Origin of the sequence: Corallococcus caeni (assembly GCF_036245865.1) — a bacterium.
Classification (GTDB): domain Bacteria; phylum Myxococcota; class Myxococcia; order Myxococcales; family Myxococcaceae; genus Corallococcus; species Corallococcus caeni.
In genome coordinates, this window is sequence record NZ_BTTW01000007.1 from 201,745 (window position 1) to 224,980 (window position 23,236).

18 protein-coding genes are annotated in these 23,236 nt (G+C 69.6%); 7 read left to right on the forward strand and 11 right to left on the reverse strand.

Features of this window, described 5'->3' with window-relative positions; genetic code table 11:
- Positions 1-22 precede the first annotated feature (22 nt).
- Entirely contained in the window at positions 23-3,733 is a 3,711-nt protein-coding gene (gene hrpA / locus AABA78_RS27900) for an ATP-dependent RNA helicase HrpA (protein WP_338268038.1), read from the reverse strand.
- Positions 3,734-3,821: 88 nt separating this feature from the next.
- Here hrpA and AABA78_RS27905 point away from each other — a divergent pair, with 88 nt between their 5' ends.
- The 3 genes from AABA78_RS27905 to AABA78_RS27915 all read left to right on the forward strand — a co-directional run bounded on the left by AABA78_RS27905 (position 3,822) and on the right by AABA78_RS27915 (position 9,395).
- The gene (locus AABA78_RS27905; RefSeq protein ID WP_338267520.1) at positions 3,822-4,259 is read left to right on the forward strand and encodes a hypothetical protein; all 438 of its coding nucleotides are present in this window, start codon (positions 3,822-3,824) and stop codon (positions 4,257-4,259) included.
- A gap of 374 nt (positions 4,260-4,633) precedes the next feature.
- Positions 4,634-7,612, forward strand: a complete 2,979-nt coding sequence (locus tag AABA78_RS27910; RefSeq protein ID WP_338267523.1) for a chemotaxis protein CheB — start codon at positions 4,634-4,636, stop codon at positions 7,610-7,612.
- Positions 7,613-7,709: 97 nt separating this feature from the next.
- Complete coding sequence (locus AABA78_RS27915; RefSeq protein WP_338267525.1) at positions 7,710-9,395, forward strand: ATP-binding protein; 1,686 nt, start codon at positions 7,710-7,712, stop codon at positions 9,393-9,395.
- Positions 9,396-9,521: 126 nt separating this feature from the next.
- On the opposite strand, the gene AABA78_RS27920 is transcribed toward AABA78_RS27915, so the two are convergent.
- Both AABA78_RS27920 and AABA78_RS27925 read right to left on the reverse strand, forming a co-directional pair.
- The gene (locus tag AABA78_RS27920) at positions 9,522-10,010 is read right to left on the reverse strand and encodes a VOC family protein (RefSeq protein ID WP_338267527.1); all 489 of its coding nucleotides are present in this window, start codon (positions 10,008-10,010) and stop codon (positions 9,522-9,524) included.
- 195 nt (positions 10,011-10,205) lie between these two features.
- Complete coding sequence (locus tag AABA78_RS27925; RefSeq protein ID WP_338267529.1) at positions 10,206-11,171, reverse strand: M91 family zinc metallopeptidase; 966 nt, start codon at positions 11,169-11,171, stop codon at positions 10,206-10,208.
- 252 nt (positions 11,172-11,423) lie between these two features.
- Between AABA78_RS27925 and AABA78_RS27930 the strand changes: the two genes are divergently transcribed.
- A complete protein-coding gene (locus AABA78_RS27930; protein WP_338267531.1) occupies positions 11,424-12,755 on the forward strand; it encodes a carotenoid oxygenase family protein in 1,332 nt (443 codons plus the stop codon).
- 57 nt (positions 12,756-12,812) lie between these two features.
- Here the strand turns inward: AABA78_RS27930 and AABA78_RS27935 are convergent, their stop codons facing one another.
- Positions 12,813-13,109 (reverse strand): hypothetical protein, encoded by a 297-nt coding sequence (locus AABA78_RS27935; RefSeq protein ID WP_338267534.1) that lies wholly within the window; start codon positions 13,107-13,109, stop codon positions 12,813-12,815.
- A gap of 253 nt (positions 13,110-13,362) precedes the next feature.
- Between AABA78_RS27935 and AABA78_RS27940 the strand changes: the two genes are divergently transcribed.
- Positions 13,363-14,664, forward strand: a complete 1,302-nt coding sequence (locus tag AABA78_RS27940) for a trypsin-like serine peptidase (RefSeq protein WP_338267537.1) — start codon at positions 13,363-13,365, stop codon at positions 14,662-14,664.
- 128 nt (positions 14,665-14,792) lie between these two features.
- On the opposite strand, the gene AABA78_RS27945 is transcribed toward AABA78_RS27940, so the two are convergent.
- The 4 genes from AABA78_RS27945 to AABA78_RS27960 all read right to left on the reverse strand — a co-directional run bounded on the left by AABA78_RS27945 (position 14,793) and on the right by AABA78_RS27960 (position 16,357).
- On the reverse strand, positions 14,793-15,032 hold the full coding sequence (locus AABA78_RS27945) for a hypothetical protein (protein ID WP_338267539.1): 240 nt from the start codon (positions 15,030-15,032) through the stop codon (positions 14,793-14,795).
- A gap of 164 nt (positions 15,033-15,196) precedes the next feature.
- Positions 15,197-15,763 (reverse strand): hypothetical protein, encoded by a 567-nt coding sequence (locus AABA78_RS27950; RefSeq protein ID WP_338267541.1) that lies wholly within the window; start codon positions 15,761-15,763, stop codon positions 15,197-15,199.
- Between the two features lie 7 nt (positions 15,764-15,770).
- Positions 15,771-16,184 (reverse strand): hypothetical protein, encoded by a 414-nt coding sequence (locus AABA78_RS27955; protein ID WP_338267543.1) that lies wholly within the window; start codon positions 16,182-16,184, stop codon positions 15,771-15,773.
- Positions 16,181-16,357, reverse strand: coding sequence for a hypothetical protein (locus AABA78_RS27960; protein ID WP_338267545.1), 177 nt, complete (start codon positions 16,355-16,357; stop codon positions 16,181-16,183). The genes AABA78_RS27955 and AABA78_RS27960 overlap by 4 nt, the downstream gene beginning before the upstream one ends.
- A gap of 374 nt (positions 16,358-16,731) precedes the next feature.
- Between AABA78_RS27960 and AABA78_RS27965 the strand changes: the two genes are divergently transcribed.
- Positions 16,732-18,165 carry a sensor histidine kinase gene (locus AABA78_RS27965; protein ID WP_338268040.1) on the forward strand — a complete coding sequence of 478 codons (1,434 nt, stop codon included), beginning with the start codon at positions 16,732-16,734 and terminating at the stop codon, positions 18,163-18,165.
- An 87-nt stretch (positions 18,166-18,252) separates the two neighbouring features.
- Here the strand turns inward: AABA78_RS27965 and AABA78_RS27970 are convergent, their stop codons facing one another.
- The gene (locus AABA78_RS27970) at positions 18,253-18,993 is read right to left on the reverse strand and encodes a hypothetical protein (protein WP_338267547.1); all 741 of its coding nucleotides are present in this window, start codon (positions 18,991-18,993) and stop codon (positions 18,253-18,255) included.
- A gap of 392 nt (positions 18,994-19,385) precedes the next feature.
- Here AABA78_RS27970 and AABA78_RS27975 point away from each other — a divergent pair, with 392 nt between their 5' ends.
- Positions 19,386-20,525: a UTP--glucose-1-phosphate uridylyltransferase gene (locus AABA78_RS27975; protein ID WP_338267549.1), complete on the forward strand. Its 1,140-nt coding sequence runs from the start codon at positions 19,386-19,388 to the stop codon at positions 20,523-20,525.
- Positions 20,526-20,567: 42 nt separating this feature from the next.
- Here the strand turns inward: AABA78_RS27975 and AABA78_RS27980 are convergent, their stop codons facing one another.
- Together AABA78_RS27980 and AABA78_RS27985 are read right to left on the reverse strand one after the other, a co-directional pair.
- On the reverse strand, positions 20,568-21,209 hold the full coding sequence (locus AABA78_RS27980) for a glutathione S-transferase family protein (RefSeq protein ID WP_338267550.1): 642 nt from the start codon (positions 21,207-21,209) through the stop codon (positions 20,568-20,570).
- 103 nt (positions 21,210-21,312) lie between these two features.
- Positions 21,313-22,953: a HAMP domain-containing protein gene (locus AABA78_RS27985; protein WP_338267552.1), complete on the reverse strand. Its 1,641-nt coding sequence runs from the start codon at positions 22,951-22,953 to the stop codon at positions 21,313-21,315.
- Between the last annotated feature and the right edge of the window lie 283 nt (positions 22,954-23,236).

Sequence of the window (23,236 nt, forward strand, 5' to 3'; positions counted from 1 at the left end):
GCGGGCGCACCGCCACTCGCTCCTAGCGAAGCGCCGCGAGGGCCGCGCTGACCTTCGCCACCGTCACCGACACGGGCGTCGTCACCTCCGGAGCGAAGATGGCCACGCGGAGCTCCTCGAAGGCCCACCGCAGCTCCTGCGCCGCCTCCAGGTCCCGCACGGTGGCGGACCGGGCGAGGAAGCTCTCCCACAAGGGGGTGAAGGGCGCGGCCTTCCCTGCGTCCTTGGCGGGGTTCGCCACCGCACGCGCCAGTCGTGCCTGGGCCGCGCGGAGATAGCGCGGGTAGTGCAGCAGGCGCCCGAGGGGAATCCACTCGATGAGCTTCGCGGGGAACAGCTGCGCGAGCTGCGAGCGGATGTCCCGCACGGCCGCCGCGCCGCTCGGCCCCTTGGAGGCGGCCTTGAGCGCGGCGAGCGTCTCCGCGAGCTCCGCCGAGGTGGCGACGACGGCGTTCGCCCAGTCCCGGGCCGCCTGCTCGATGCGCGGGGAGCCCTCCTGCACCCGCGCCTCGAAGGCCGCCTTCGTGCGGGGCAGCGGAGCACCCGGTGTGAGCTTGAACGCATCATCGACGCCGCGTGCGAGGACGAGCGCCTTGAACGCGTCGGCCTGGCCCCGCGCGGGCGGCGCGCCGTCCAGGGACGGGAAGGGCAGCGGCATGCGCGCGGCGCTGACGGCCACGTGTCCGCGCGCGGCGATCATCAGGAGCCGGCGGACCCCCGTGCGCGAGGCCGCGTCGGCGGCGGCGGCGGTCTCGAGCAGCACCAGGTCCACGGCGGCGCCGCGGTCGACGAGCGCGGGGTAGCTGCGAACCTCCAGCCCGCCGACCCGCCGGGTGACCACGGGGGGCAGCTCGCCGAAGGTCCAGGCGGTCAGCCCCTTGCGCTCCCAGTCCGAGGTCGGCGCCACGCTGCGCAGCGCCGCCCGTGCGCGTCCTCCGTGCTGCTCAATGAGCGCGTCGGCGTCGCGGCTGCGCGCGAGCTCCTTTCCCCGCTCGTCGAGCACCCGGAGCGTGGTGCGCAGGTACGGCGGCACGGCATCCGCACGGAAGGACTCCTCGGTCACGTCCACGCCGCACAGCCGGGACACCGCGCCCGCGAGCGCTGGAAGCATGGGCCCTCGGAAGGGCACGAGCTCCTTCTGGAGCCGGTCGACCAGCTCCGGCAAGGGCCCCAGCTGCTTGCGCTGGGCGCGGGGGACCTGCTCGAGCAGGGCGGTGAGCTTCTCCCGCTGCCACCCGGGGATGGTCCAGTCCAGCTCACCCGGGACCAGCTGGGCGAGCAGCAGCAGCGGCACGCTCAGGGTGATGCCGTCGTCCTCGGCCGAGGGGTCGAAGGTGTACGTCACCGGCACGGACGCGCCGTGCAGGGGGATGGCATCCGGGTAGTGCGCCGGGGACAGGCCCGGGTCGTGCGCGAGGGCATCCTCCATCGTGAGGACGAGCACGTCGGGGTCGTCCGCCTCGGCCTTGCGGCGCCAGGCCTCGAAGCCTGCTCCGTCCGTCACGTCCGCCGGGACGCGCTCGTCGAAGAACGTCAGCAGCGCCTCTTCGTCGAGCAGCTCGCTGCGCCGGGCCTTGTCCCGCAGGCGCGCCACGCGCTCCAGCACTTCGCGGTTCTCCTCCTGGAACGCACCGCGGGTGCGGTACTCGCCGCGCACCAGGGCGTGCTCGAGGAACATCAGCCGTGCCCGGGCAGGGTCCATGTTGGCCAGGGGCACGGGGCGCTCCTTGAAGACCTGAAGCCCGAAGAGGGTCGCGTTCTCCTTCACGATGGCGCGCGCGGACTTCTCCGACCAGTGCGGTTCGGAGTAGCTGCGCTTGAGCAGGTGGGGGGCCGCCGCCGCGAGCCACTCCGGGTCCAGCTTCGCCACGGTGCGCGCGAACAGCTGGGACGTCTCCACCAGCTCGAACGCCATCGCCCAGGCCGGGGGCTTTCTCGCGAGCGCCGACGAGGGGTGGACCATGAAGCGCGTCTGCTTCGCGCCCGTGTATTGGCGCTGCTCCGGGTTCCACTGGCCAATGCGGGACAGCAGCCCGGTGAGGAGCGCCTGGTGCAGCACGTCCCCGCGCGCCGGGGGGCCCCGGCCCTTGCGCGGCAGGCGGAGCTCCTTGACGGTCTCCTCCAACTGGCGCTGGACGTCCCGCCACTCGCGCACGCGAAGGAAGGACAGGAAGTTGTCGCGGCACACGCGCCGCAGATGGGACGTCCCCCGGCCCTCGGCCTCGCGCACGAAGGCCCACAGCTTGAGCAGCCCCGTGAAGTCCGAGTGCTCGTCACGGAACCGCGCGTGCGACGCGTCCGCCTTCTGGGCGAGCTCCCGTGGCCGCTCGCGCGGGTCCTGCAGGTTGAGCGCCGCGGCGACGATGAGCACCTCGTCCAGGCACCCGTAGTCAGCGCCGGCGAGGATCATCCGCGCGATGCGCGGGTCCACCGGGAAGCGCGCGAGCTGATGCCCGAGCGGCGTCAGGGTGCGCTCCTTGCCCTCGATGGCCCCGAGCTCCTCGAGCACCCGCCAGCCCTCGGCGATGGCCTTCGGCTGGGGTGGGTCGAGGAAGGGGAAGTCCTCGACGTCACCCAGGCCGAGCGACTTCATCCGCAGGATGACGCCCGCGAGCCCGGTGCGCTTGATCTCCGGGTCGGTGAAGCCGGGCCGCGAGGTGAAGCCCGCCTCGTCGTAGAGGCGCACGCAGATGCCCTCGCGCACGCGGCCGCAGCGCCCCTTGCGCTGGTCGGCGCTGGCCTGGGAGACCGGCTCGATGTGCAGGCGCGTGGTGCCCGAGCGTGGGTCGTAGCGCGACAGGCGCGCCACCCCCGTGTCCACGACGTACACGATGCCCGGGATGGTGACCGACGTCTCCGCGACGTTGGTCGCGAGGATGACGCGGCGCTGGGGGATGGTGGCGAAGACGCGCGACTGCTCGGCGGCCGACAGGCGCGCATACAGGGGCTGCACCACGGTGCCGCGAAGCTCGCGTGCGTTCAGGGCGTTCTCGGCCTCGCGGATCTCCCGCTCGCCGGGGAGGAACACGAGCACGTCCCCGTCCGGGTCGAGCGAGATCACGTTCGCCACCGAATCGGCGACGGCGTCGGCGAGCTCGGCGTCGTCGGGGGGCGGCTCGTAGAGCACGTCCACCGGAAAGGTCCGGCCCTCCACCTGGATGACCGGAGCGCCCCCGAAGAACTGCGAGAAGCGCTCCGTCTCGATGGTGGCCGAACTCACCACCACCTTGAGGTCGGGGCGCCGGGGGAGGATGCGCTTGAGCCACCCGAGCAGGAAGTCGATGGTGAGGCTGCGCTCGTGGGCCTCGTCGAGCACGAGGGTGTCGTAGCGGCTCAGGAGCGGGTCGCTGTGGATCTGCGCGAGCAGGACACCGTCGGTCATGAACTTCACGGCCGTCCGCTTGGACGAGCGGTCCTCGAAGCGGATCTGGTAGCCGACGTCCGTGCCCAGCTCCGTGCCAAGCTCACGGGCCACGCGCGCCGCCACGCTCGTCGCGGCGATGCGCCGGGGCTGGGTGACGCCAATCTGGCGCGGCCGGCCGCGCCCCATGGCGAGCAGGACCTTCGGCAGCTGCGTCGTCTTCCCGGAGCCGGTGGCCCCCGCGACGATGACCACCTGATGGGCGGAGATGGCCGCGGTGATGTCCTCCACCCGGCTCGAGATGGGGAGCTCGGGGGGGAAGCGCAGGGTGGGCAAGCCGCCGGGGGCGGGGAGGGGTGAGTCGCCGGACATGGCGGTATGGACTAGCACTGAAGGGCACGCTTCGCCCCTGGCGAATCGTGTGGGTGCTTCTCCCTGCTCGCTGCCGTATCCTCGTCGCGTGACGACGCCGCGTACGCTCACCGACCTGATGGAGCAGATGCCCGGCCGCAACCGCGACTGGTCATTGCCGCAGGACCTCGGCGTCGATCGTGTGACGGTCACGGCCGCCTGGCTGGCGAGCGATGATCCGCCAGCGATGCTGCTCCTGCTCGCCGCGCTTCATCCCAAACGCGAAGTGGAGAAGTGCATCGAGCTGGCGACCGGGATGTCGTTCTTCGAGCCCATGCGGGTCGAAGCACACTCGATGAGTCGCCGCCTCCCCGGCATGAACGTCAATGGCCGGTCTCCGTTCTACTTCATTCATCTCTTCCAGAGGCTGCGTGCCGCCTTGCAGATGACTTGGGACACCGAGAGGTCGCGGCTTGAGCCCGAGCTCGCCGCGGCGATCCGCGTCGTCATCCCCGATCCGTTCACGCTCGTCGGGCCCGCCGCGTAGTGCTCCTCATTGCGGAGGCAGAGCCGAAGCCGGAAGAGGCAAGAGAGCCGCCCTGATGCAGGAGCCGACCCAGGAGCGCACGCCGCGGCTGGATGGGGCCGGGTTGCTCAAGCAGGAGCTTCGCGCTGGATGTCTTCGCCCGCGGCAGGCGTGGAGGCAGGCTTGAGGGCGCTGGTGTCTCTGACGGCTCCAGTGGGGTGCGTGCCCTCCTGGCGCACCTGGTGCTGCCCACGCTGCCTGGGAGACGGGCCCCGGTCCGCTGCCGGCTGGGCGCGGCGGGTGAAATGACGTCCAGCGGCCGGGGGCGCGCTGGGCTATCAGGAGGGAAGGCTCCTTGTGGCGCGATGCCATGACGGGCGCCGAAGGGATTCCTCGTGAAGAAGCAGCCCACCTCCCCCCCGCCGCCACGCCCCCGCGAGGAAGACGCGGGCGCGAAGCCGTTCCTGGAGCGCTTCCCGGTGGTGGGGATTGGCGCCTCCGCGGGCGGCCTTCCGGCCATCCTGTCCCTGCTGGAGCACCTGCCTGCGCGGACGGGGATGGCGTTCGTGTTCGTGCAGCACCTGTCCCCCGAGCACGAGAGCGCGCTGCCGGAGCTGCTGGGCCGGGGGACGGCGATGCCGGTGGTGGAGGCGTCCGAGGGCCTCACGCTCACGCCGGATCACCTCTACGTCAACCCTCCGGGCGTCAGCCTGACGCTGGAGCGTGGGGCGCTGCACCTGGGGGCGTCGCGCAGCTCGCCGCAGGGGCTGAGGCTCATCGACGACTTCCTGGCATCGCTCGCGGCGCAGGCGCCGGGCCGGGCCATCGGCGTCATCCTGTCCGGCACGGGCTCCGACGGCACCCGGGGGCTGCAGGCCGTGCGCGAGGCGGGCGGCACCACCCTGGCCCAGGAGCCGACGTCCGCCCACTTCGACGGCATGCCCCGGAGCGCCATCGCGGCGGGCTGCGTGGATCACATCCTGACTCCCGAGGGCATGGCGGTGACCCTCGCGCAGCTCGCCCACCTGGGCACGCTCGCGCCCCAGGCCCGCGCGGCGCCGGACGCGGCCGCGCCCCCGGCGCTTCCGGAGGAGGGGCTGCAGCGGGTCTTCCGGTTGCTGCGCGAAGGCGTGGGCGTGGACTTCACGCACTACAAGCCCAGCACCATCCACCGACGGCTGGAGCGACGGATGCTCCTGTGCAAGGTGGAGGACCTGGACACCTATGTCCGCCACCTGGAGGCGCACCCGGAGGAGCTGGACCTGCTCCACCAGGACCTGCTCATCCACGTCACCAGCTTCTTCCGGGACGCCCCCGCCTTCGAAGCGCTCCAGCAGAAGGTCTTCCCGGAGCTCTTCCAGGGCCGCCCGCCCGAGCAGCCCTTCCGCGTCTGGGTCCCCGGCTGCTCAACGGGCGAGGAGGTCTACTCGCTCGTCATGTGCCTGATGGAGTACCTGGGCGCCTCGGCCACGGGCCACTCCCTCCAGGTGTTCGCGACGGACGTGAGCGCGACGGCCATCGAGCAGGCCCGCACCGCCGTCTACCCGGAGGCCAGCGTCTCCGGCGTGTCGCCCGAGCGCCTGCGCCGCTTCTTCGTGAAGACGGAGGGCGGCTATCAGATCCACAAGTCGCTGCGGAACGTCTGCGTCTTCGCGCAGCAGAACCTGGTGAGCGATCCGCCCTTTTCGCGGGTGGACCTCATCAGCTGCCGCAACGTCCTCATCTACCTGGGCCCGGTGCTGCAGAAGAAGATCCTGCCCGTCTTCCACTACGCCCTGCGCCCGGGTGGGTTCCTGATGCTGGGCACGTCGGAGACGGTGGGCGCTTCCGCGGACCTGTTCTCCCTGGTGGACAAGCGCAACAAGCTCTACCGCAAGAAGAACACCGCCCCCCCGCAGAGCCTCTCCTTCACCTATCGGGAGTCCCCGGCGGAGCGCCCCTCCAGCGCGCGGCGCAAGCTGGAGCCCCGGGGCGCGGACCTGGATGCGCAGCAGGAAGCGGACCGGCTGGTGCTCGCCCGCTACGGGCCCCCGGGCGTCATCGTCAACGAGGACCTGGAGATCCTCCACTTCCGGGGCCACACCGGGCCCTACCTCGAACCGCTCCCGGGGGTCGCGAGCCTCAACCTCATCCGGATGGCGCGCGAGGGGCTGTCGCTGGAGCTCCGGGCGGCCCTGCACCGGGCGAAGAAGAGCGACAGCCGGGTGCGCAAGGAGGGGCTGACGCTGTCGGAGGGGGCCCGGCAACGCAAGATCAACCTGGAGGTGCACCCGCTGCGCGCCGCGCATGCGGGCAAGGAGCACTGCTTCCTCGTGCTCTTCGAGGAGGTGCAGGAGGCCGCCCCGGCCCCGGAGCGCGAGGGCCACGCCTCCGCGCCCGACGGACGCGAGGGCGAGCACAGGCGCGAGGCGGAGTGGCTGCGCGAGGAGCTGCTCATGACGCAGGAGCACCTGCAGACGGTCACGGAGGAGCAGGAGGCCACGCACGAGGAGCTGCGCTCCGCCACCGAGGAGCTCCAGTCCAGCAACGAGGAGCTGCAGTCCACCAACGAGGAGCTGGAGACCGCCAAGGAGGAGTTGCAGTCCACCAACGAGGAGCTGACCACCGTCAACGAGGAGCTGCAGAACCGCAACCTCGAGCTCAGCCAGCTCAACAGCGACCTGAGCAACCTGATTGGCAGCACCCACATCGCCACCGTGATGCTGGGCAACGACCACCGCATCCGCCGCTTCACCCCCATGGCGGAGGAGGTGCTGAAGCTCTCGTCCTCGGACATCGGACGCCCCCTGCGCGACGTGAAGCTGGCCCTGCCCCTGCCGGACCTGGAGGCCACCGTGACCGAGGTCACCGAGCGGCTGAGCGTCATCGAGCAGGAGGTGCGCGACAGCAACGGGCACTGGTATTCGCTGCGCCTGCGCCCCTACAAGTCCGTGGACAACAAAATCGAAGGCGCGGTGATGACGCTCCTGGACATCGACCGGCTCAAGAGCAGCCTCGACGAGTCCCAGCGGTCCCGCGAGTACGCCAGGGCCATCGTGGAGACGATGCGCGAGCCCTTCCTGGTGCTGGACGCGGGCCTGCATGTCATCAACGTCAACCCGGCCTTCTACGCCACCTTCCAGGTGAGCGAGGAGCAGACGCTGGGGCACCCGCTCTACACGCTCGGCAATGGCCAGTGGAACATCCCCCAGCTGCGCCACCTGCTGGAGGAGATCCTGCCCTTGAACAAACACCTGCGGGACTTCGTGATGGAGCACGATTTCGACACCATCGGGCACAGGCGCATGCTGCTCAATGCCCGCCAGCTCACCAGCGGGACGTCGGGGGTGCCGTACATGTTGCTTTCCATTGAGGATATAACCCGGAGGACCTGAGCACCTGGGAGGGCCCCCGCTGGAGGGGCCCCGCCCGGAAGGGCTTCAGGTGAGTCTGATCTGAGTGGGGGAGTCCATGGATGGGCGGCGTAGCGGGATGACACGGGCGGATCTCACCCAGGCGATGCAGGCATTGGAGAACAACCCCAGCGCTCCGGAAGAGCTGCGCGGCCTGCTGCGGGAGCTGCAGCGCCACCAGCTGGAGCTGGAGATGCAGAACCGCGAGCTGCAGGAGGCCCAGCAGGCATTGGAGGAATCCCGCAACCGCTACATGGAGCTGTACGACTTCGCGCCCATGGCCTGCGTGAGCCTGGATGCGAAGGCCTGCATCCAGGATCTCAACCTCACGGGCGCGGGCCTGCTGGGACAGGACCGTACGCACCTGCAGGGGATGCCGTTCACGCCCTTCGTGGACCCGGCCGACCTGGGCCGCTTCTTCGCCCACGTGCGCCAGTGCATCGACGGGGAGACGGTGAGCACGGAGTTGCGGCTGCGCATCGCGCGGAGGCGGATTGAAGTCCGGCTCCACAGCGCGCCGCTCGAGGACGGGAGGCTGCCGGGGCGCATGTGCCGGACCGCCATCATCGACATCACCGAGCTGCGGCAGATGCAGGTGCGCCTGAGCATGTCCGAGCGCCTGGCGGTGGTCGGCACGCTCGCGGCGGGGATCGCCCACGAGATCAACAACCCGCTGGCCTTCCTCATGGGCAGCCTGAGCCTGGCCACGCACGCGCTGCGGGCCCCGGCACCGGCGACGGTGGATGCGGAGCTGCTCGCCTCCACGCGCCACCACACCGGCGCGACGCAGGCGCTCGAAGCGCTGTCCCATGCGCAGGCCGGCGCCGAGCGCATCCAGGACATCGTCAAGGACCTGGGCACCTTCGCCCGTCCCACCGCACCTCAGGGTCGCACCGTCGACGTGGAGCAGGTGCTGGAGCTGGCCCTGAAGATGGCCACGGTGGAGATCCGCCACCGGGCCCACGTCGTGCGGGACTACGTGAAGGTGCCGGAGGTCGTCGCCGACAGCGTCCGGCTGGGCCAGGTCTTCCTCAACCTGCTGGTGAACGCGGCCCAGGCCATTCCGGAGGGGGCGGCCTCCCGCCATGAGATCCGCGTGCGCCTCCGGACCTCCGACGAGGGCGTGCTCGTGCAGGTCCAGGACACGGGCCAGGGCATCGCACCGGACGTCCTGGAGCACATCTTCGATCCCTTCTTCACCACGAAGCGGATGGGCCAGGGCCTGGGGCTGGGGCTCGCCATCAGCCACAGCCTGGTCGCCCAGATGAACGGGAACATCAGCGTGGAGAGCACGCCCGGCGGGGGCAGCACCTTCACCGTCCAGCTCCCGGCGTCCTCGGCGCCGCGAGAGGTCCCTGTGGCGCACGCTCCACGCTCTCCCGCCCTGATACCCCGGCGCGGAAGGATCCTCATCGTGGATGACGAGCGGTCGTTCGGGGTGACCCTCCGCCTGCTGCTGATGGACGTCCACGAAGCGGACTACACCCCCCGCGCGAAGGAGGCCCTGGAGTGGATCCGCGAAGGGCGGCGCTACGACGCCATCCTCTGCGACCTGATGATGGCGGAGGTGACGGGGCGGCAGTTCCACGAGGCGCTGCGCGAGGAGCTGCCCGAGCAGGCCCAGCGCATCATCTTCATGACGGGAGGTGCCTACACGCCCAGCTCCCGGGAGTTCGTGGAGCAGACGACCCGCCCCCTCATCACCAAGCCCTTCAAGCGCGAGGCACTCGACGCGCTGCTGGTTCCCCTGCTTCCGTGCGCATGAACTCGCGTCCGCGGCCGGGAGGCGACTCATGCGCGCGTTGCAGCTTCAGAGGCTCACTTCCTCGTGCTGATTCCCGGTGCGGAGCTGGTAGGGGCAGGGACGTATCAGCTCCAGGTTGAGCCGCCCTCAGCCCTTGCGCGCCGCATTGATGGCCGCGATGTCGATCTTCCGCATCTCCATCATCGCGGCGAACACCCGCTTGCGCGCGGCCGGATCCGGATCGCTCATGCCGTCCGACAGGGCGGCAGGGGTGATCTGCCAGGAAATTCCCCATTTGTCCTTGCACCACCCGCACTGGCTCTCCTGCCCGCCGTTGCCGACGATGGCATTCCAGTAGCGGTCCGTTTCCTCCTGATCCCGGGTGCTGACCTGGAACGAGAAGGCTTCGGAGTGCTTGAAGGTGGGGCCGCCATTGAGGCCGATGCACCGGAAGCCCAGCACGGTGAACTCCACCGTGAGGACATCGCCCTCCTTGCCGTCCGGGAAGTCGCCCGGTGCGCGGTGGACGGCGCCGACGGAGCTGCCCGGGAAGGTGCGGGCGTAGAACGCCGCCGCTTCTTCGGCATTGTGCTCGTACCAGAGGCAGAGGACGGTCTTGTTCACGGGGGGCGTCATGATTTCGCTCCTGTCTTCATTCGCCTTGGCGTCTCACGACACCAAACGCGGCGCCAGCGAGGTCCGTCGCGACGACACCCCGTCGCCGCCGGGCACCCCGTGCGGACCTTGCAGCACCGTACCGCCGTTGGCAACGCTGGCGCGCCGCGCCTCGGCGACCGGGTGACGCTGACGGACCGGCGGCCCCCCGGGGCATCACTTCTCCAGGTCGCCGACGATCTTCTGGAAGGGCGACGGCTGGCCGGACACCTTCTGGAAGAAGTTCCGGGCGTCGGTGCCCTCGTCGTAGTTCTTGAAGGCCACGTCGTTGCTGTTCTTCCCGTCGGGCTTCAGGCCCGAGTAGTCCTGGCGGGCCGGCAGGCCGTGCTCGGCGCGGAGGGCGTTCTCGGTCGGGTTGTTCTTCGTGTGCGGCGTGGGGCGCAGGCCGATGGTCTCGAACTCCTCCCGGAGGCGGAGGCGGTCGTCGACGGTCTCCTTCATGTCGGCCGAGTGCGACGGGTACTGCTTGAAGACGGGGGCGTCGGAGTGCTTGCTGGCGGCCAGGGGGCTCACCTGGAGGCCGTTGGACGCGCGCCAGGCGTGGACCGACTCGTGGCCCAGGCTGTTGAAGCGCTGGCCGCCGCCGTTCTCGTTGTACTTGACGTCGCTGGCCGTGCCGGCGCCGGGCTGGCCGTCGAAGCGGTACGCGGGGCGGGTGGACGACAGGGTGCCGTCGTTGCGGGGCACATGCGAGTTGGGCAGCGCCGCGTTGCGGCCCGAGTAGACGTCCATCGCCGTCAGCGGCTGGCGCAGCGTGCCCGTGGCGCCGAGGTTCACGGCCTGGGTGCGGCCGTTGATGTCGTTCAGCATCTGGTTGCCGACGGGCTTGCTCGTCAGGCGGTTGGTGGAGGTGCGCACGTCCTGCGTGAAGTCCGCGAACTGCGCGCCGCTCTGGCCGCTATCACGGCGGGTCCGGATGCCCTGGAGCTTGGGGTCCACCACGCCGTAGTCGGTGGGCTTGAGGTTGTTCTTGCCCGCCTGCAGCTGCTCGGGAGTGGCCAGGGGCTTCGGCTTCGCGGTCTCAGGCTTCGCCGGCAGGCTGTCGCTGCGGGGGCGGGAGGTGGAAGGGGTGGTGCCGGACGACAAGGACGGCTTGGAGAACGAAGAGGAGCGCAGCTTCATGAGTGGCCTCGGCAGTGGAGTGCAGCGACGGACCACCCCTAGTGCACCCCGTATGCCTGCCGTTTCGTGCCTCTCGCGGTCGCAGGCCCTGTCTGGTTCCAGGGGGTTGCGTTGAAGGAAGGGGCCGGCCCTGGTGACTGGAGTCGGAGGCCTGATGTCTGGAGTCATCAGGCCCGGAGCCAGCCATCGGTCACGACCTGTTTTACCCGGGTGATATTGACGGCGTATTTATATCCGGGTAGAAATGGCGTCATGACCGCATTTGATCTGAACCGCGGCGCCGTCGCTCCGGTCGCCGACGAGGTCGACCTCGTCGACCTGTCCGTCACCGGAGTCATCCCGCGCGAGCTCGACGGAACGCTGCTGCGCAATGGTCCGAACCCACTGCGCGGCCGCTTCGAGGGCAACGGCGTGCTGTCGTGGTGGCCGGAAGCGGCGATGCTGCACGCGATTGCATTCGAGGATGGTCGCGCGGTCAGCTACCGGAACCGCTGGGCGCGCACGCGCCGCTGGGCCGACGTGCACTCGCCTGCCCAGGCGCCGCACCTGCCCGACACCAATCCGAACGTGAGCGTGTTGCTGCATGCGGGCGAAGTGCTGGCGCTGGCGGAGGGTGGGGCGCCGTTCGCGATCACGGCCGAGCTCGATTCGCTCGGCGCGCCCCGACGGCACGCCGGGGTTGCCGGCGGGATGACCGCGCATCCGAAGGTTGATCCGCTGACGGGCGAGCTCATCGCGTTTCGCGCGGACTGGCGCGCGCCGTGGCTGCGCTACGGTGTCGCGGACGCGCAGGGTGTGCAGCGCGTCGACGTCGTGGTCGACGTGCCGGCGCCGTCGATGATGCACGACCTCGCGATCACCGCGACCCGCAGCCTGCTACTCGACCTGAATGTCGGGTACGACTTCTCGCTGCTGAAGCAGGGCCACCGGATGCCGCTGCGCTGGCACGATGACCGGCAGGCGCGCATCGGCGTGCTCTCGCGGTACGGCGGCGACGTGCGCTGGTTCGGCATCGAGCCTTGCTTCATCCAGCACGTCGTCAATGCGTATGACCGCGACGAAGCCTGCGTCGTGCTCGATGCGGTCCGCTATCCGTGGTTCTTGCGGCTCGACGCGAGCACGGGCGGGTTCGCGGACAATCCCGTCGGCGTGCTGTGGCGCTATGTGATCGACACGGCGACCGGCCGGGTCGAAGAAGGCCCGCTCGGCGACGGCGGGATTGAACTGCCGCGCATCAACGAGCGCCGGACAGGGCGCCCCTACCGATACCTGTATGCGACCGAGCAGCCGACTCCCGTCGAGATGCGCGGCGTGGTCCGCTTCGATCACGAGCGCGGCGCGACGACGCGTTACTCGTTGCCGCCCGGCGACCAGAACAGCGAGCCTGTGTTCGTGCCACGCCCGGGAGGCGTCGACGAGGACGACGGCTGGCTGATGGTGGTGGTCTATCGTGCGGCGACGGACTCCAGCGACCTCGTGATTCTCGACGCGCGCGAGATCGACGCGGAGCCCGTCGCGACCGTTCACCTGCCGCGCCGGGTGCCCGCCGGGTTTCATGGCGCGTGGGTGCCGCGGATGCGCTGAGTGAGGGATTGCGCAATCCCTCACGGTCATGTCTGGGGTTGAGTCCCGGGCGCGCGCTCAGCTCTCGGCGGAGGGCGTGGACTCGGACGCCTGCGGCCCCTCGCAGACGGGCGCTGCGTCGTCGGAGGTCTCCATCTCCTCGCTCACGGAGGCCTGCTGCGCGCTGGGGGCGCGGCAGTAGTCGACGCAGAATTGCTCGGCGCCGCAGGTGGTGACGACGGCGCCGATGGTGCAGCGGAGGTCGCAGGGCGCGTCGCAGCCACAGTAGCCTTGGCATTGAGCCGCGTCGGCCGGCAGCGGCGCGAGGGCCAGGAGCGAGGCGGAGGCGAGCAGCGACTTGATCACGGTACGCATGGACAGCTCCCTTGGGTGAACTGCCGCGTCAGCCTCAGGGGATTGTGATTCGGAGTAAATACGTGTTTCCGCGTAACGCGGACCAGGCGTCAGATGTCCGGTCGCGGTTCACGGTCACTCGGCACGGCGCAGGGGCGCACGGCTCGCCTGCTGTGAATTCAGGGGAAGCTACGACTTCTCGTTAAGGAGAAGTTGCGGAGAGTGCGTGTTTGGCGCGAGCATGCGGCCCTCACCCTCAAGGAGTGTTCAGCACATGCGAATCCCCCGGACTTCCGGCCGTAGGACGCTGCTCGGAACGCTGCTGTGTACCCTCTCCCTCGTGGCCTGTGGTCCGGCCCCCGAGGCAGAGCCCACCGACAACGCTGCCCTGGGCACGGAGAAGCAGCCCGTCGTCTACGGGACCGACAACCGCACGGACGTGTACGCGCACGCGGACGCCACGCTGCGCGCCCGCGCTCAGCAGTCCACCGTCGCGCTGATGAGCCCTTCGGACTTCAACGCGACCAACCCCAACAACGTCACCTTCAACGCGTCCACGCTGCGCTCCGCGTACAACCTCTGCACCTCCGAGCGCTTCCTGGACGACCCGACCCCGGCCTTCTGCTCCGGCACGCTCATCGACGATGACCTGGTGCTCACGGCGGGCCACTGCATCACCAGCGCGTCGGCCTGCACCAGCACGCGCTTCGTCTTCAACTTCTACCGCACCGCCGCCGGCGCCCTGCAGACGGTGACGACCGCGGACATCTTCTCCTGCCAGGCGATTGTCGCGCGTCAGCAGGCCACGGTGGGCGGTCGCAACCTGGACTTCGCCATCGTCCGGCTGGACCGGCCGGCCACGCCGCGCTTCACGCCCGCCCCCATTCGCGCGGGCAACGCCGCGCTGCCCGTGGGCACCAACGTGACGGTCATCGGCTCGGGCAGCGGCATTCCCTTCAAGATCGACTCGGGCGGCTCGGTGCGTGATGCGCGCGCCGGCACGCTGGACTACTTCGTGGGCACCACGGACACGTTCGGCGGCAACTCGGGCTCGGGCGTGTACGAGAACAACGGCTACACGGTGGCCGGCATCCTGGTGCGCGGCGAGACCGACTACAAGGCCAGCGGGAGCTGCAACGTCGTCAACACCTGCACGGAGACGGGCTGCCGCGGCGAGGACATCACCTACGTTCGGCCGGCCATCGACGAGTTCTGCGCCGTGGCGACCAGCACGCGCCTGTGCGCGGGCTACCCGCCTCCCCCGACGCCGGTGACGTTCACCTTCACCGCCACCAACACCAACAGCGCCAACCAGAACACCGTCAACCGTGACGTCACGCTGGCCGCGGGGCAGACCCTCAAGTTCGGCACCTGCACGGTGCCGGGCGCCTCCGGCACGGGCGACACGTACCTGCGCCTGTACAGCGGAGCCACCCAGGTGACCTCGAACGACGACGCCTGCGGCACGCTGTCCTACGCGAGCTTCAAGGCCACGACGGCGGGCACCTACCAGATCCGCGCCGGTTGCTACAACAGCGGGAGCTGCAGCGGCACGGTGGCGTACACCATCCAGTAGTCCCTGAAGGACCGAAGCGGGCGGTGGCGTCCGTCACCGCCCGCGCCACACGGCCGCCACCCATTCGAGGCGCTGGCGACTTCCGAGGCCCGACGTGGCGGCGGGCCTCGGGGTCGTAGAGCGCCGTGTCAGCGTGCGGTCCCGCTCTCACAACGGTCCACGCAGAAATTGAACTTCTTATCGCAGAAGGCCTTCGCGTCCGGCGTGGTCGCGTTCTGCAGGCAGCCCTGGTGGGTCGCCACGCACCGGTTCCAACACTGTGTGAAGTCCTGGCCCGTGACCTCCGCGTCCTGGATGTCCTCTTCCATTCCGCCACAGCCCGCGATGAGGCCCACCGACATCAATGCCACGATGACAGACAGATGCATGGTTTGTCCTTGAGGGTTGTCCTGGCGTTCGATGCTGCCTTTCAATGATAGGAGTAGCCTCGATCCCAAGGACAGGCGGGGCAGGGTGAGAATGGGAGGAATTGAACGTCTGGATTTACCTTCGTCTGGAGATTTCCGTCCAACGTGTCCCGGCATGTGAGTGTTCAGGGCTCCGACATGCTCACGGTGAAGCCCTCGGGGAGGTCGTTCGTGCCCTCCACGTGCACCGCGGCCATGGCCTTCCACTCCACGTCGACCGTTCCGGGGACCTCGCGGTCCTTCAGCTCGAAGGCGACTTGAGCGGTCCACGCACAGCCACTGTTCAGCGGGCACTCACGGCCGAGCCCCGTCACACTCCGCAGCTTCACGGTGACAGCGGGTTTCAGGACCTCGGACGTGCCTCCCCGGTCGGTCTGGCCGTCGTAGGCGTTGATTGACAGCCGAGGCTGCGCCGTCTGGGTGGGGGTGCTCGGTGTCCATTTCGCGTTTGCAAGCAGGCGCAGATTGCCCACCGCTGGAACCGACGAACCCTCCTTCGCATCCGCACGGACGACCAGTGTGCGCATGACCTTGGTACTGTCCATCGTCAGGCGGACGGGAGTGCCAGTGAGGACGGGAGACAGTTCGTCCCTGGACCGGATCCGCGACGTGGCCACCACGCTGGCGCAGGCCAGCAGCAGCAGCAGCCGTGACGCCCAGGAACGCGCCGCAGTGGGGATTCGCTTGAGCATTGCGGGCTCAATACCACACACGTCCAGCGCGAAGCGCGCTGGGGCAGGGCTCCATCTCCACCGTCTCCCTGGACCACTTGCTGGCCGGCGAGGACGGCCAGAACTCCGCAGCGAACATGGAGACGCGCCCGGGGCTGGTGGACACGACGGCTGCGCGCCACCAGCATGTGGCTGCGCGCCAGGCAGCCCTCACTGCGCTGTCCATGCGCGCGAGCAGCGGGCGCCTGCGCGACACGTCGGTGACGTCGAAGATACCCGCGCTGTTGGCGCCGCGCGCCAGCGCCACGCCGTTGCCGAAGCCGGTAGCGGCGTTGAAGTCACTGCCCACGTCCACTGCGGGCTCGTCGGCGAGCACCACCGGGGTGCGGTCGGCCACGGCCTGTGCCAGCTTCGCGTTCCCCACGGCGTGGGCTACGTTCACGAAATCCCCCGCGTACGCCCCGTCTTCGCATAGCCGAACACCGCGATGCCGTTGGTCGAGTACGCGGAGAGGCCGCTGGCACCGACCCCCTGCGAGGGGAAGGTGACCGCCTTCACCGCGACGTAGGGCCTGGCGGACGTCACCAGCGCGTAGACACCTAGGGTATTCGACACCCTGTCCACGGGGCCGCCGTTGATGAAGAAGGAGTCTGCCTGACAGGCGACCGTCGCTCTGCTCGCTCGGATGCGGGGTCGCTCAGGTCGTCAACGGGGAAACCCGGACTGGAACACCTCCGGCCACGAGCGCATGGGTTGGTCCCTTTCCAAACGGCCGAAGACCGCTCGGCCCTTGAGCAGGGCGTCCCTGGTGAGGCCACATTGACCTGGAACCGAGGCCGCCAGTAAACCGTCCGAGGGGCGGCGGGTCTCAAGGTCAGGGAGGGAGTCCTTTGCAGGCGTCTTCTTCGGCATCACCGCCCGTCTCGCCGCCGCCGTCCCCATCGGATGGCGGACGACGCTCCCGCGAGGGAGGAGAGGACGCGTTGCCGGTGGTGTGGCTCGTGGAGGACAGCGCGCTCGAGCGTGAGCGTGCCCGGAGGGTGTTGGAGGGGCACTGCGTGCTGGAGGCCTTCGCCGAGGGCCCGACGATGCTGGAGAAGCTGGCGCTCGGGGCACGTCCCGCGCTGGTGCTGCTCGACCTGAACCTGCCGGGGATTTCGGGCATCGAGCTGCTGCGCTTCCTTCGCACCCAGTTGGACGCGGCGGAGCTGCCGGTGTTGATGCTCACTGGGGCGGGGAGCAAGGCGGACGTGGTGGAGAGCCTCCTGGCGGGGGCGAACGACTACGTGACGAAGCCGTATGATCCTTCGGAGCTGATCGCCCGCGTCACGTCGCAGCTGCGCACCCAGCAGCTCCACCAGCGGCTTCAGCAGGCGGAGGAGGGGTTTCGCCGGCTGGCGGCGCACCTGCCGGACGTGGTGGCCCGGTTTGACCGGCAGCACCGCCACATCTTCGTCAGCCCCAGCATCCGTCGGTTCACGACCGAGCCGGTGGAGCACTTCCTGGGGAAGACCAACGCCGATCTGGGGATGCCCGCGGAGCGGGTCCATCAGTGGGGCGCCGCCATCGACGAAGCCTTCACCGGCCGCGAGGTGGTCATCGAGTTCGAGTTTCCCGGTCTTGAGGGGCAGCGGGTGATGGAGTCCCGCCTGCTCCCGGAGCGTGATGCGCGGGGCAACGTGCTGTCGGTGTTGTCCATTGCCCGGGACGTCACCGACGAGCGGATGCGGGCCGAATACGAGCGTCACCTGATTGGCATTGTCAGCCATGACCTGAAGAACCCGCTGGCGGCCATCCTGATGCAGGCGACGGTGGGGCTGCGTCGCGCCCGCGAGGATGCGGGCACCCGCGACATCCTGGAGCGCATCCGCCGGACGGCAACCCGGGCCACGGGGCTGGTGAGCGACCTGTTGGACTTCACGCGGACGCGCCTGGGCGGAGGGTTGCCGCTCGTCACGAGTCATCAGGACCTGCGCGACGTGGTGGCGCAGGTGCTGGAGGAGTCGCGCGTCGCGCGGCCCGACCGCCGGTTGCGCTGGGAGGTGCAGGGGCAGACCGAGCTCGTGGCGGACGGCGAGCGGCTGGCCCAGCTCGCGGCGAACCTGCTCGCCAATGCCTTGCAATACAGCCCGGCGGAGTCGGAGGTCCGGGTCCAGCTGGAGGGATTGCCGGAGGCGGTGGTGCTCACGGTGCATAACGAGGGAGCGCCCATCCCGGCGGAGGCGCTCGCGAGGCTCTTCGAGCCCTTCCAGCGGGCCAGCGCGGAGCAGGATCGCAGCGGGCGCAACGTGGGGTTGGGGCTCTACATCGTCCACCAGATCGCGCGCGCCCACGGCGGCCAGGTCATGGTGCGCTCCTCGCACGAAGAAGGAACGACCTTCGTGGTGAAGCTGCCGCGCGTCCGGGCGGCTGCCTCACCGTAGCGGCATGTGGGGATTCCTCCATGCGCGCCGGACATGCCGTCGCCATCGCCGCCCTGCTTCGCACACGGGCGCGAGCGCGGCGCCGGGTTACTCGAGGGTCGGGGCCTGGCTCATGCCGGCCGTCGGATCCGCGCTGCCCTGGCCGAGCGCGCCGCCCAACAGCGAGCTGCCCGCGGAGCCAACGGCGCCGACGACGCCCGTCACACCCTGGGCCACGCCCTGCACGCCCTGGCTCACGGCCTGCACGCCCTGGGTGGCGGCCTGCACCAGCTCGGTGAGGCTGCTGATCACCGAGACGACGCCCTCCAGCAGCTTGCCAATGCTCTCGGTCTTGCTGCCCCCGGCCGGAGAAAAGCCGTCCGTCTGGAGCGACTGCATCATGGGGGAGGCGAGCGTGGAGTCAGGCAGCTGGGCGCCGTTGGGCAGCGAGGGCGCGGAGAGCGTGGCGCCCGGCAACTGAGCGCCGCCCTGCAGGAAGGGCGAGGCGAGGTCCGTCAGCTGGGCGCCGGTCTGCAGGAAGGGCGAGGCGAGGTCCGGCAACTGGGTGGCGGCGTCGAGCAGCGAGGACTTGGAGAACTTGGAGTCTGGCTTCTGGGGCGCGTTCGGAGCGTTGGGCGAGGAGGGCTTCGCGTCCGGCTTCTGGGGCGCGTTCGGCGAATTGGGCGAGGACGGCTTCGTGTCGGGCTTCAGGGACGCGTTCGGCGAGTTGGGCTTGGCATCCGGCTTCTGGGGAGCGTTGGGGGTGCTCGGCTTGGAAGACGGGAGGTCCTGCGCGGGGGGACGGCGGATGGCGTTGGTGGAGAAGCCGCGACCGGAGGAGATCTTCATGGGGGAGCTCGTTTCGGAAGAAGAGGGTGGGACCGCGTTCAGCGTTGAGTCCACCCATAGCAGCGGGCATGCCAGGCCCTTCGAAGCCCCATTGCGCGCCCAACCCATTGATCTCACTGGGGCCGCGTGTGGCGCGGCCGCCGTTCCCCCAGGCAGGACCTGGTGACTGCCGTCACGGCCTGATGTCTCCGGTCATCAGGGGGCGGCAATGGAGAGGGGCATCACGCTGCTGACGACCCGATTGAAAGACATCGTCCGCCTGGCGTTGGCCTCCGCTCCAAACCCTGGCACCGACGACGACGCTGTTGTGCCCGGGGCCGAGCCCGCGGACTGACCCGGACCCGTGGGGACGGACCATGCGTTTCGGTGAAGGGCGCTCTATCCTCCCGCGCATGAAGACCCAGACACCGGATGTGGATGGCGAGCTGGATGATCCCCGGCTCGCGCGTGACGGCTTCGACGCGGCCAGCTTCCGTGCGCTGCTCGCCCGCTACCAGCGCGGGGAGCTGACGGAGTCCCAGTCCCTGGCGGGCCCCCTCGAACCGCCACGGCCGGGGGATGTCCAACCGCTGCCGGGCGAGGGCACCCCTGCATACGAAGCCTGCCGTGCGGCGGGGGAGCAGGCCTTCCGCGAGGGCGCGGTGGCCGCCCTGGTGGTGGCCGGCGGGGCGGGGACGCGTTTTGGCGGGGGCGTGAAGGGGCTGGTCCCCGTCCTGGGGGAGCACACCTTCCTGGACCTCAAGCTCGCCGAGGCGCGCCGGTTGGGCGAGCGGCTGGGTCGCCCGGTGCCGGTGGCGGTGATGACCTCCTTTCTCACGCACGAGGTCATCGCCGCGCACCTGGAGGCCCGGGGGCTGGGGCGGGACGTGTTCCTCTTCCGGCAGCGGATGCTTCCCCGGCTCACGCCGGAGGGCGCCTTGTTCCGGGAGGCGGACGGGCAGCTGTCCTTCGCCCCTTCTGGCCATGGGGACGTGTTCCGCGCCCTGCGCGAGAGCGGGGTAGGGCAGACGCTGCGCCAGCGCGGCGTGCGCTGCATGTACTTCTCCAACGTGGACAACCTGGCGGCGACGCTCGACCCGGTCGTCATCGGGATGCACCTGCAACGGGGCTGCGACATGACGGTGGAGGTGACGCCGCGGGCCAACCCCAGTGGCGCGCTGGACGCGGGCGCCGCGCCGGTGCGCGTGGCCGGCCAGCTCCAGCTCGTGGAGAAGGTGGACCCCACGCGGCATGCCTTCATCTCCACCAACAACATCACCTTCCGCTTGGAGGCGATGCTGAACGAGGCGCTGCCCATTCCCTACCGGGTGGTCCCCAAGAAGGTGGACGGCGCGCCCGTCCTCCAGTTCGAGCAGGTGACGGCGGAGGCCAGCAGCCTCACCCGGCCGGATGGCCAGCCGCTCCTGTCGGTCGCCTTCATCGAGGTGGGGCGCACGGACCCCGCGACGAGCCGCTTCGAACCGGTGAAGGCCCCGGATGACCTTCCCCGGGTGGCTGAGCGCCTGCGGCCGCGGCTGGAGTCCTTGCGTTAGGGGCTTTCGCCACGAGCGGGGCGGAGCGCCGCGAGCGGCTGCTCAGCTCCTGGCGGCCGGCGGCGGCATGGGGGGCGCGGTGCGCTGCCACGCCTCCAGCTCCTGCACGCGCCCCAGCCAGGCCCGGAGGTTCGCGTAGCCTTCGAGGGGCAGGCGCGCAGGGCCCGCGAGGGCGAACGACGCGGCGAGCGAGAAGTCCGCGAGCGTCAGTCGATCCTGCGCGACCCACGTCCTGGCCGCCAGGTGCGAGTCCAGTACGGGCGCGGTCTGGGCGAAGAGGGCCTCGCCGCGCGCGACCTCAACGGGGTCCGGCGGCCCGCGGCCGGTGCGCTGCTTCACGAAGTTCTCCTGGACGAGCACGGTGTTCGCCGGGGCCATGTGGGACGAGCACCAGAACAGCCAGCGGTTCACGTCGGCGCGGCCCTGCGCGTCCGTCGGGAGCAGGGTCTGCCTCGGAGTCTTCTCGGCCAGGTACACCATGATGGCGCGCGACTCCCAGAGCACGAAGCCGCCGTCGTCCAGGACGGGGACGCGCCCGTTGGGGTTGATGCCCAGGTACGACACCTCGCGCTGCTTGCCCGTGGTGAGGTCCACCAGGATGCGCTCGAGGGGAATGTCGAGGTGGGCGGCCACGAGCAGCACGCGGCGCGAGTTTCCGGACAGGGGATGGAAGTAGAGCTTCAAGACGGACCTCTGGGAGGCACGGGTGGAGGGAGAGGACCTATCCACCCGGAGTGACAAGGGTCTGTCAGGTATCGTCAGGGGCGCGGTGAAGGAGGCGGGAGGGTCAAGGGCAGTCCTGATTGACACCCACGCACCTCGTGCAGCACCCGCACTCATCCTGGTCGCAGCACTGCCTGCCCTCGCAGCGGTTGCAGCGTCTGTGCTCGCAGTTCGGCTCCACGCTGCAAACGCCGTCCGTGCACTCGCCCGAGAAGCATTGGCCGTTGCAGCACGCCTGGCCGACGTCCCCGCAGGTCCTGCAGACGTTCTGCACGCACCGGCCGCCCGATGAACAGGAGCTCCCGCCGCAACAAGGCTGTCCGCTGCCCCCACACGGGGTGCAGACGTTGTTGATGCACTGCCCGGTGTTGCAGGTGCTTCCGCCGCAACAGAGCTGACCGTTTCCACCGCACGCCGTGCAGACATTCCGGATGCACTGGCCGGAACCGCAGAGGTCTCCCACGCAACACGCCTGGCCATTGCCTCCACAGGGGACACAGGCGTTGTTGAGGCAGCGCCCCTCGCGGCAGGCATTGCCACCGCAGCAGGTCTGATTGAGGCCGCCGCATGCCGCGCAGACTCCCGTCACGCATTGCCCCGTCGCGCAGACGTCTCCGGGGCAACAGGGCTGGCCGGGCTCGCCGCACGCGGCGCAGAGGTCTCGCCGGCACACGCCGGCGGAGCAGGCGTCGCCATTGCAGCAAGGTTGATTGGTGCCACCGCACTCCCGGCAGACATTGGACACGCACACCCCGGCCGGGCAGGAGTTCCCGTCACAGCAGGGCTGGCCGTTCGCCCCGCATGCGCCGCAGACGTCGTTGGCGCACACGGCATCGCTGCAGAGTCCTCCGTTGCAGCAGGGCTGGCCGTCACCGCCACAGGCGACGATGGGAATCTGGTTGGCGTTCACCTTCTGGCCGTTCCACCGCACCTCGAGCTGAACCGCGTCCTTCAATTGGCGGTTCGCCATCATCGTCGCCACGTTGACCGCGTAGTGGTAGTTCGTCTCGCGGTTTCCCATGCGGCGGATCTCCGCCTCCGAGCCGTTCGCATACAGGATGACGACGGACGGCTCCTGCGTGTCGAACAAGCTGAGGTCCACCCCGGAGAGGCTGAGGAACGTATCGGGCTTCCATTGGGCGACGTTGATGCCGACCGGATCCGCCGAGCAGATGATTGGCGTGAAGGGCTCCATCGGCCGGTCGGTGATGCCCTTGTACTTCTGGCTGTTCAGGAACCCCGCGAGGGCGTTCTTCAGCGAGATGCGGGCGTGCGTGTTGAAGATGTCAATCTGGCAGTTGCCGCTCTCCTGGGCGAACTGCCCCCCTTCCTTCGCGAGGTAGCTGGCATGGTTGCTGAGCGCACGCAGATCGCTGACGAGCTGTTTCTCCATGTTGAGCGCATCCTGCGCGGCACGTCGCTGCGCGTCGCTGACGTGCAGCGCGATCTTCGCTTCAATGTCCTTGGTGTCCTTCGCGAGCTGCTGCTCGGTCGCGGCGAGGTCAGCCGCGAGACTGGACTCCAGGCTCGTGAGTGTCGTCTGCCATGACGCCGACTGCCCTCCCAGCGTCTCCACGGCCTTGGACAGCGTCGCGTTGACCTTCTCGACGTTCTGGTCGATGGAGGCTCGCATCCCGTTGATGGCTTTCGCCAGGTCCCCGATACCGCAGGCTGTCCCCAGAACGAAGGCCAGCGCGCCCATCATGAGCCACGGCCCGACGGATGGTTTGAGTCTCATGCCATGCCCCCCAGCGACGCGGCGGCATCCTGTCATGGGCACCCATTGCGGTAGACACGGAAGCGGAGTGTGTCGTCCCACGGACCGCCCGGTGTCCGCCAACGTCACCCGCGCTACACCGTTCCTGCCCCTCCGGGATGGCAACAGGCTGTTCTTGTTGTCGACTTCCGACTCGAGCCGCAGGGCCCCCGTGGCCTCCTCCTTCGCGAGGGCACGGACTGAAGAAGAACATCAGGAAGACGAAGCCACC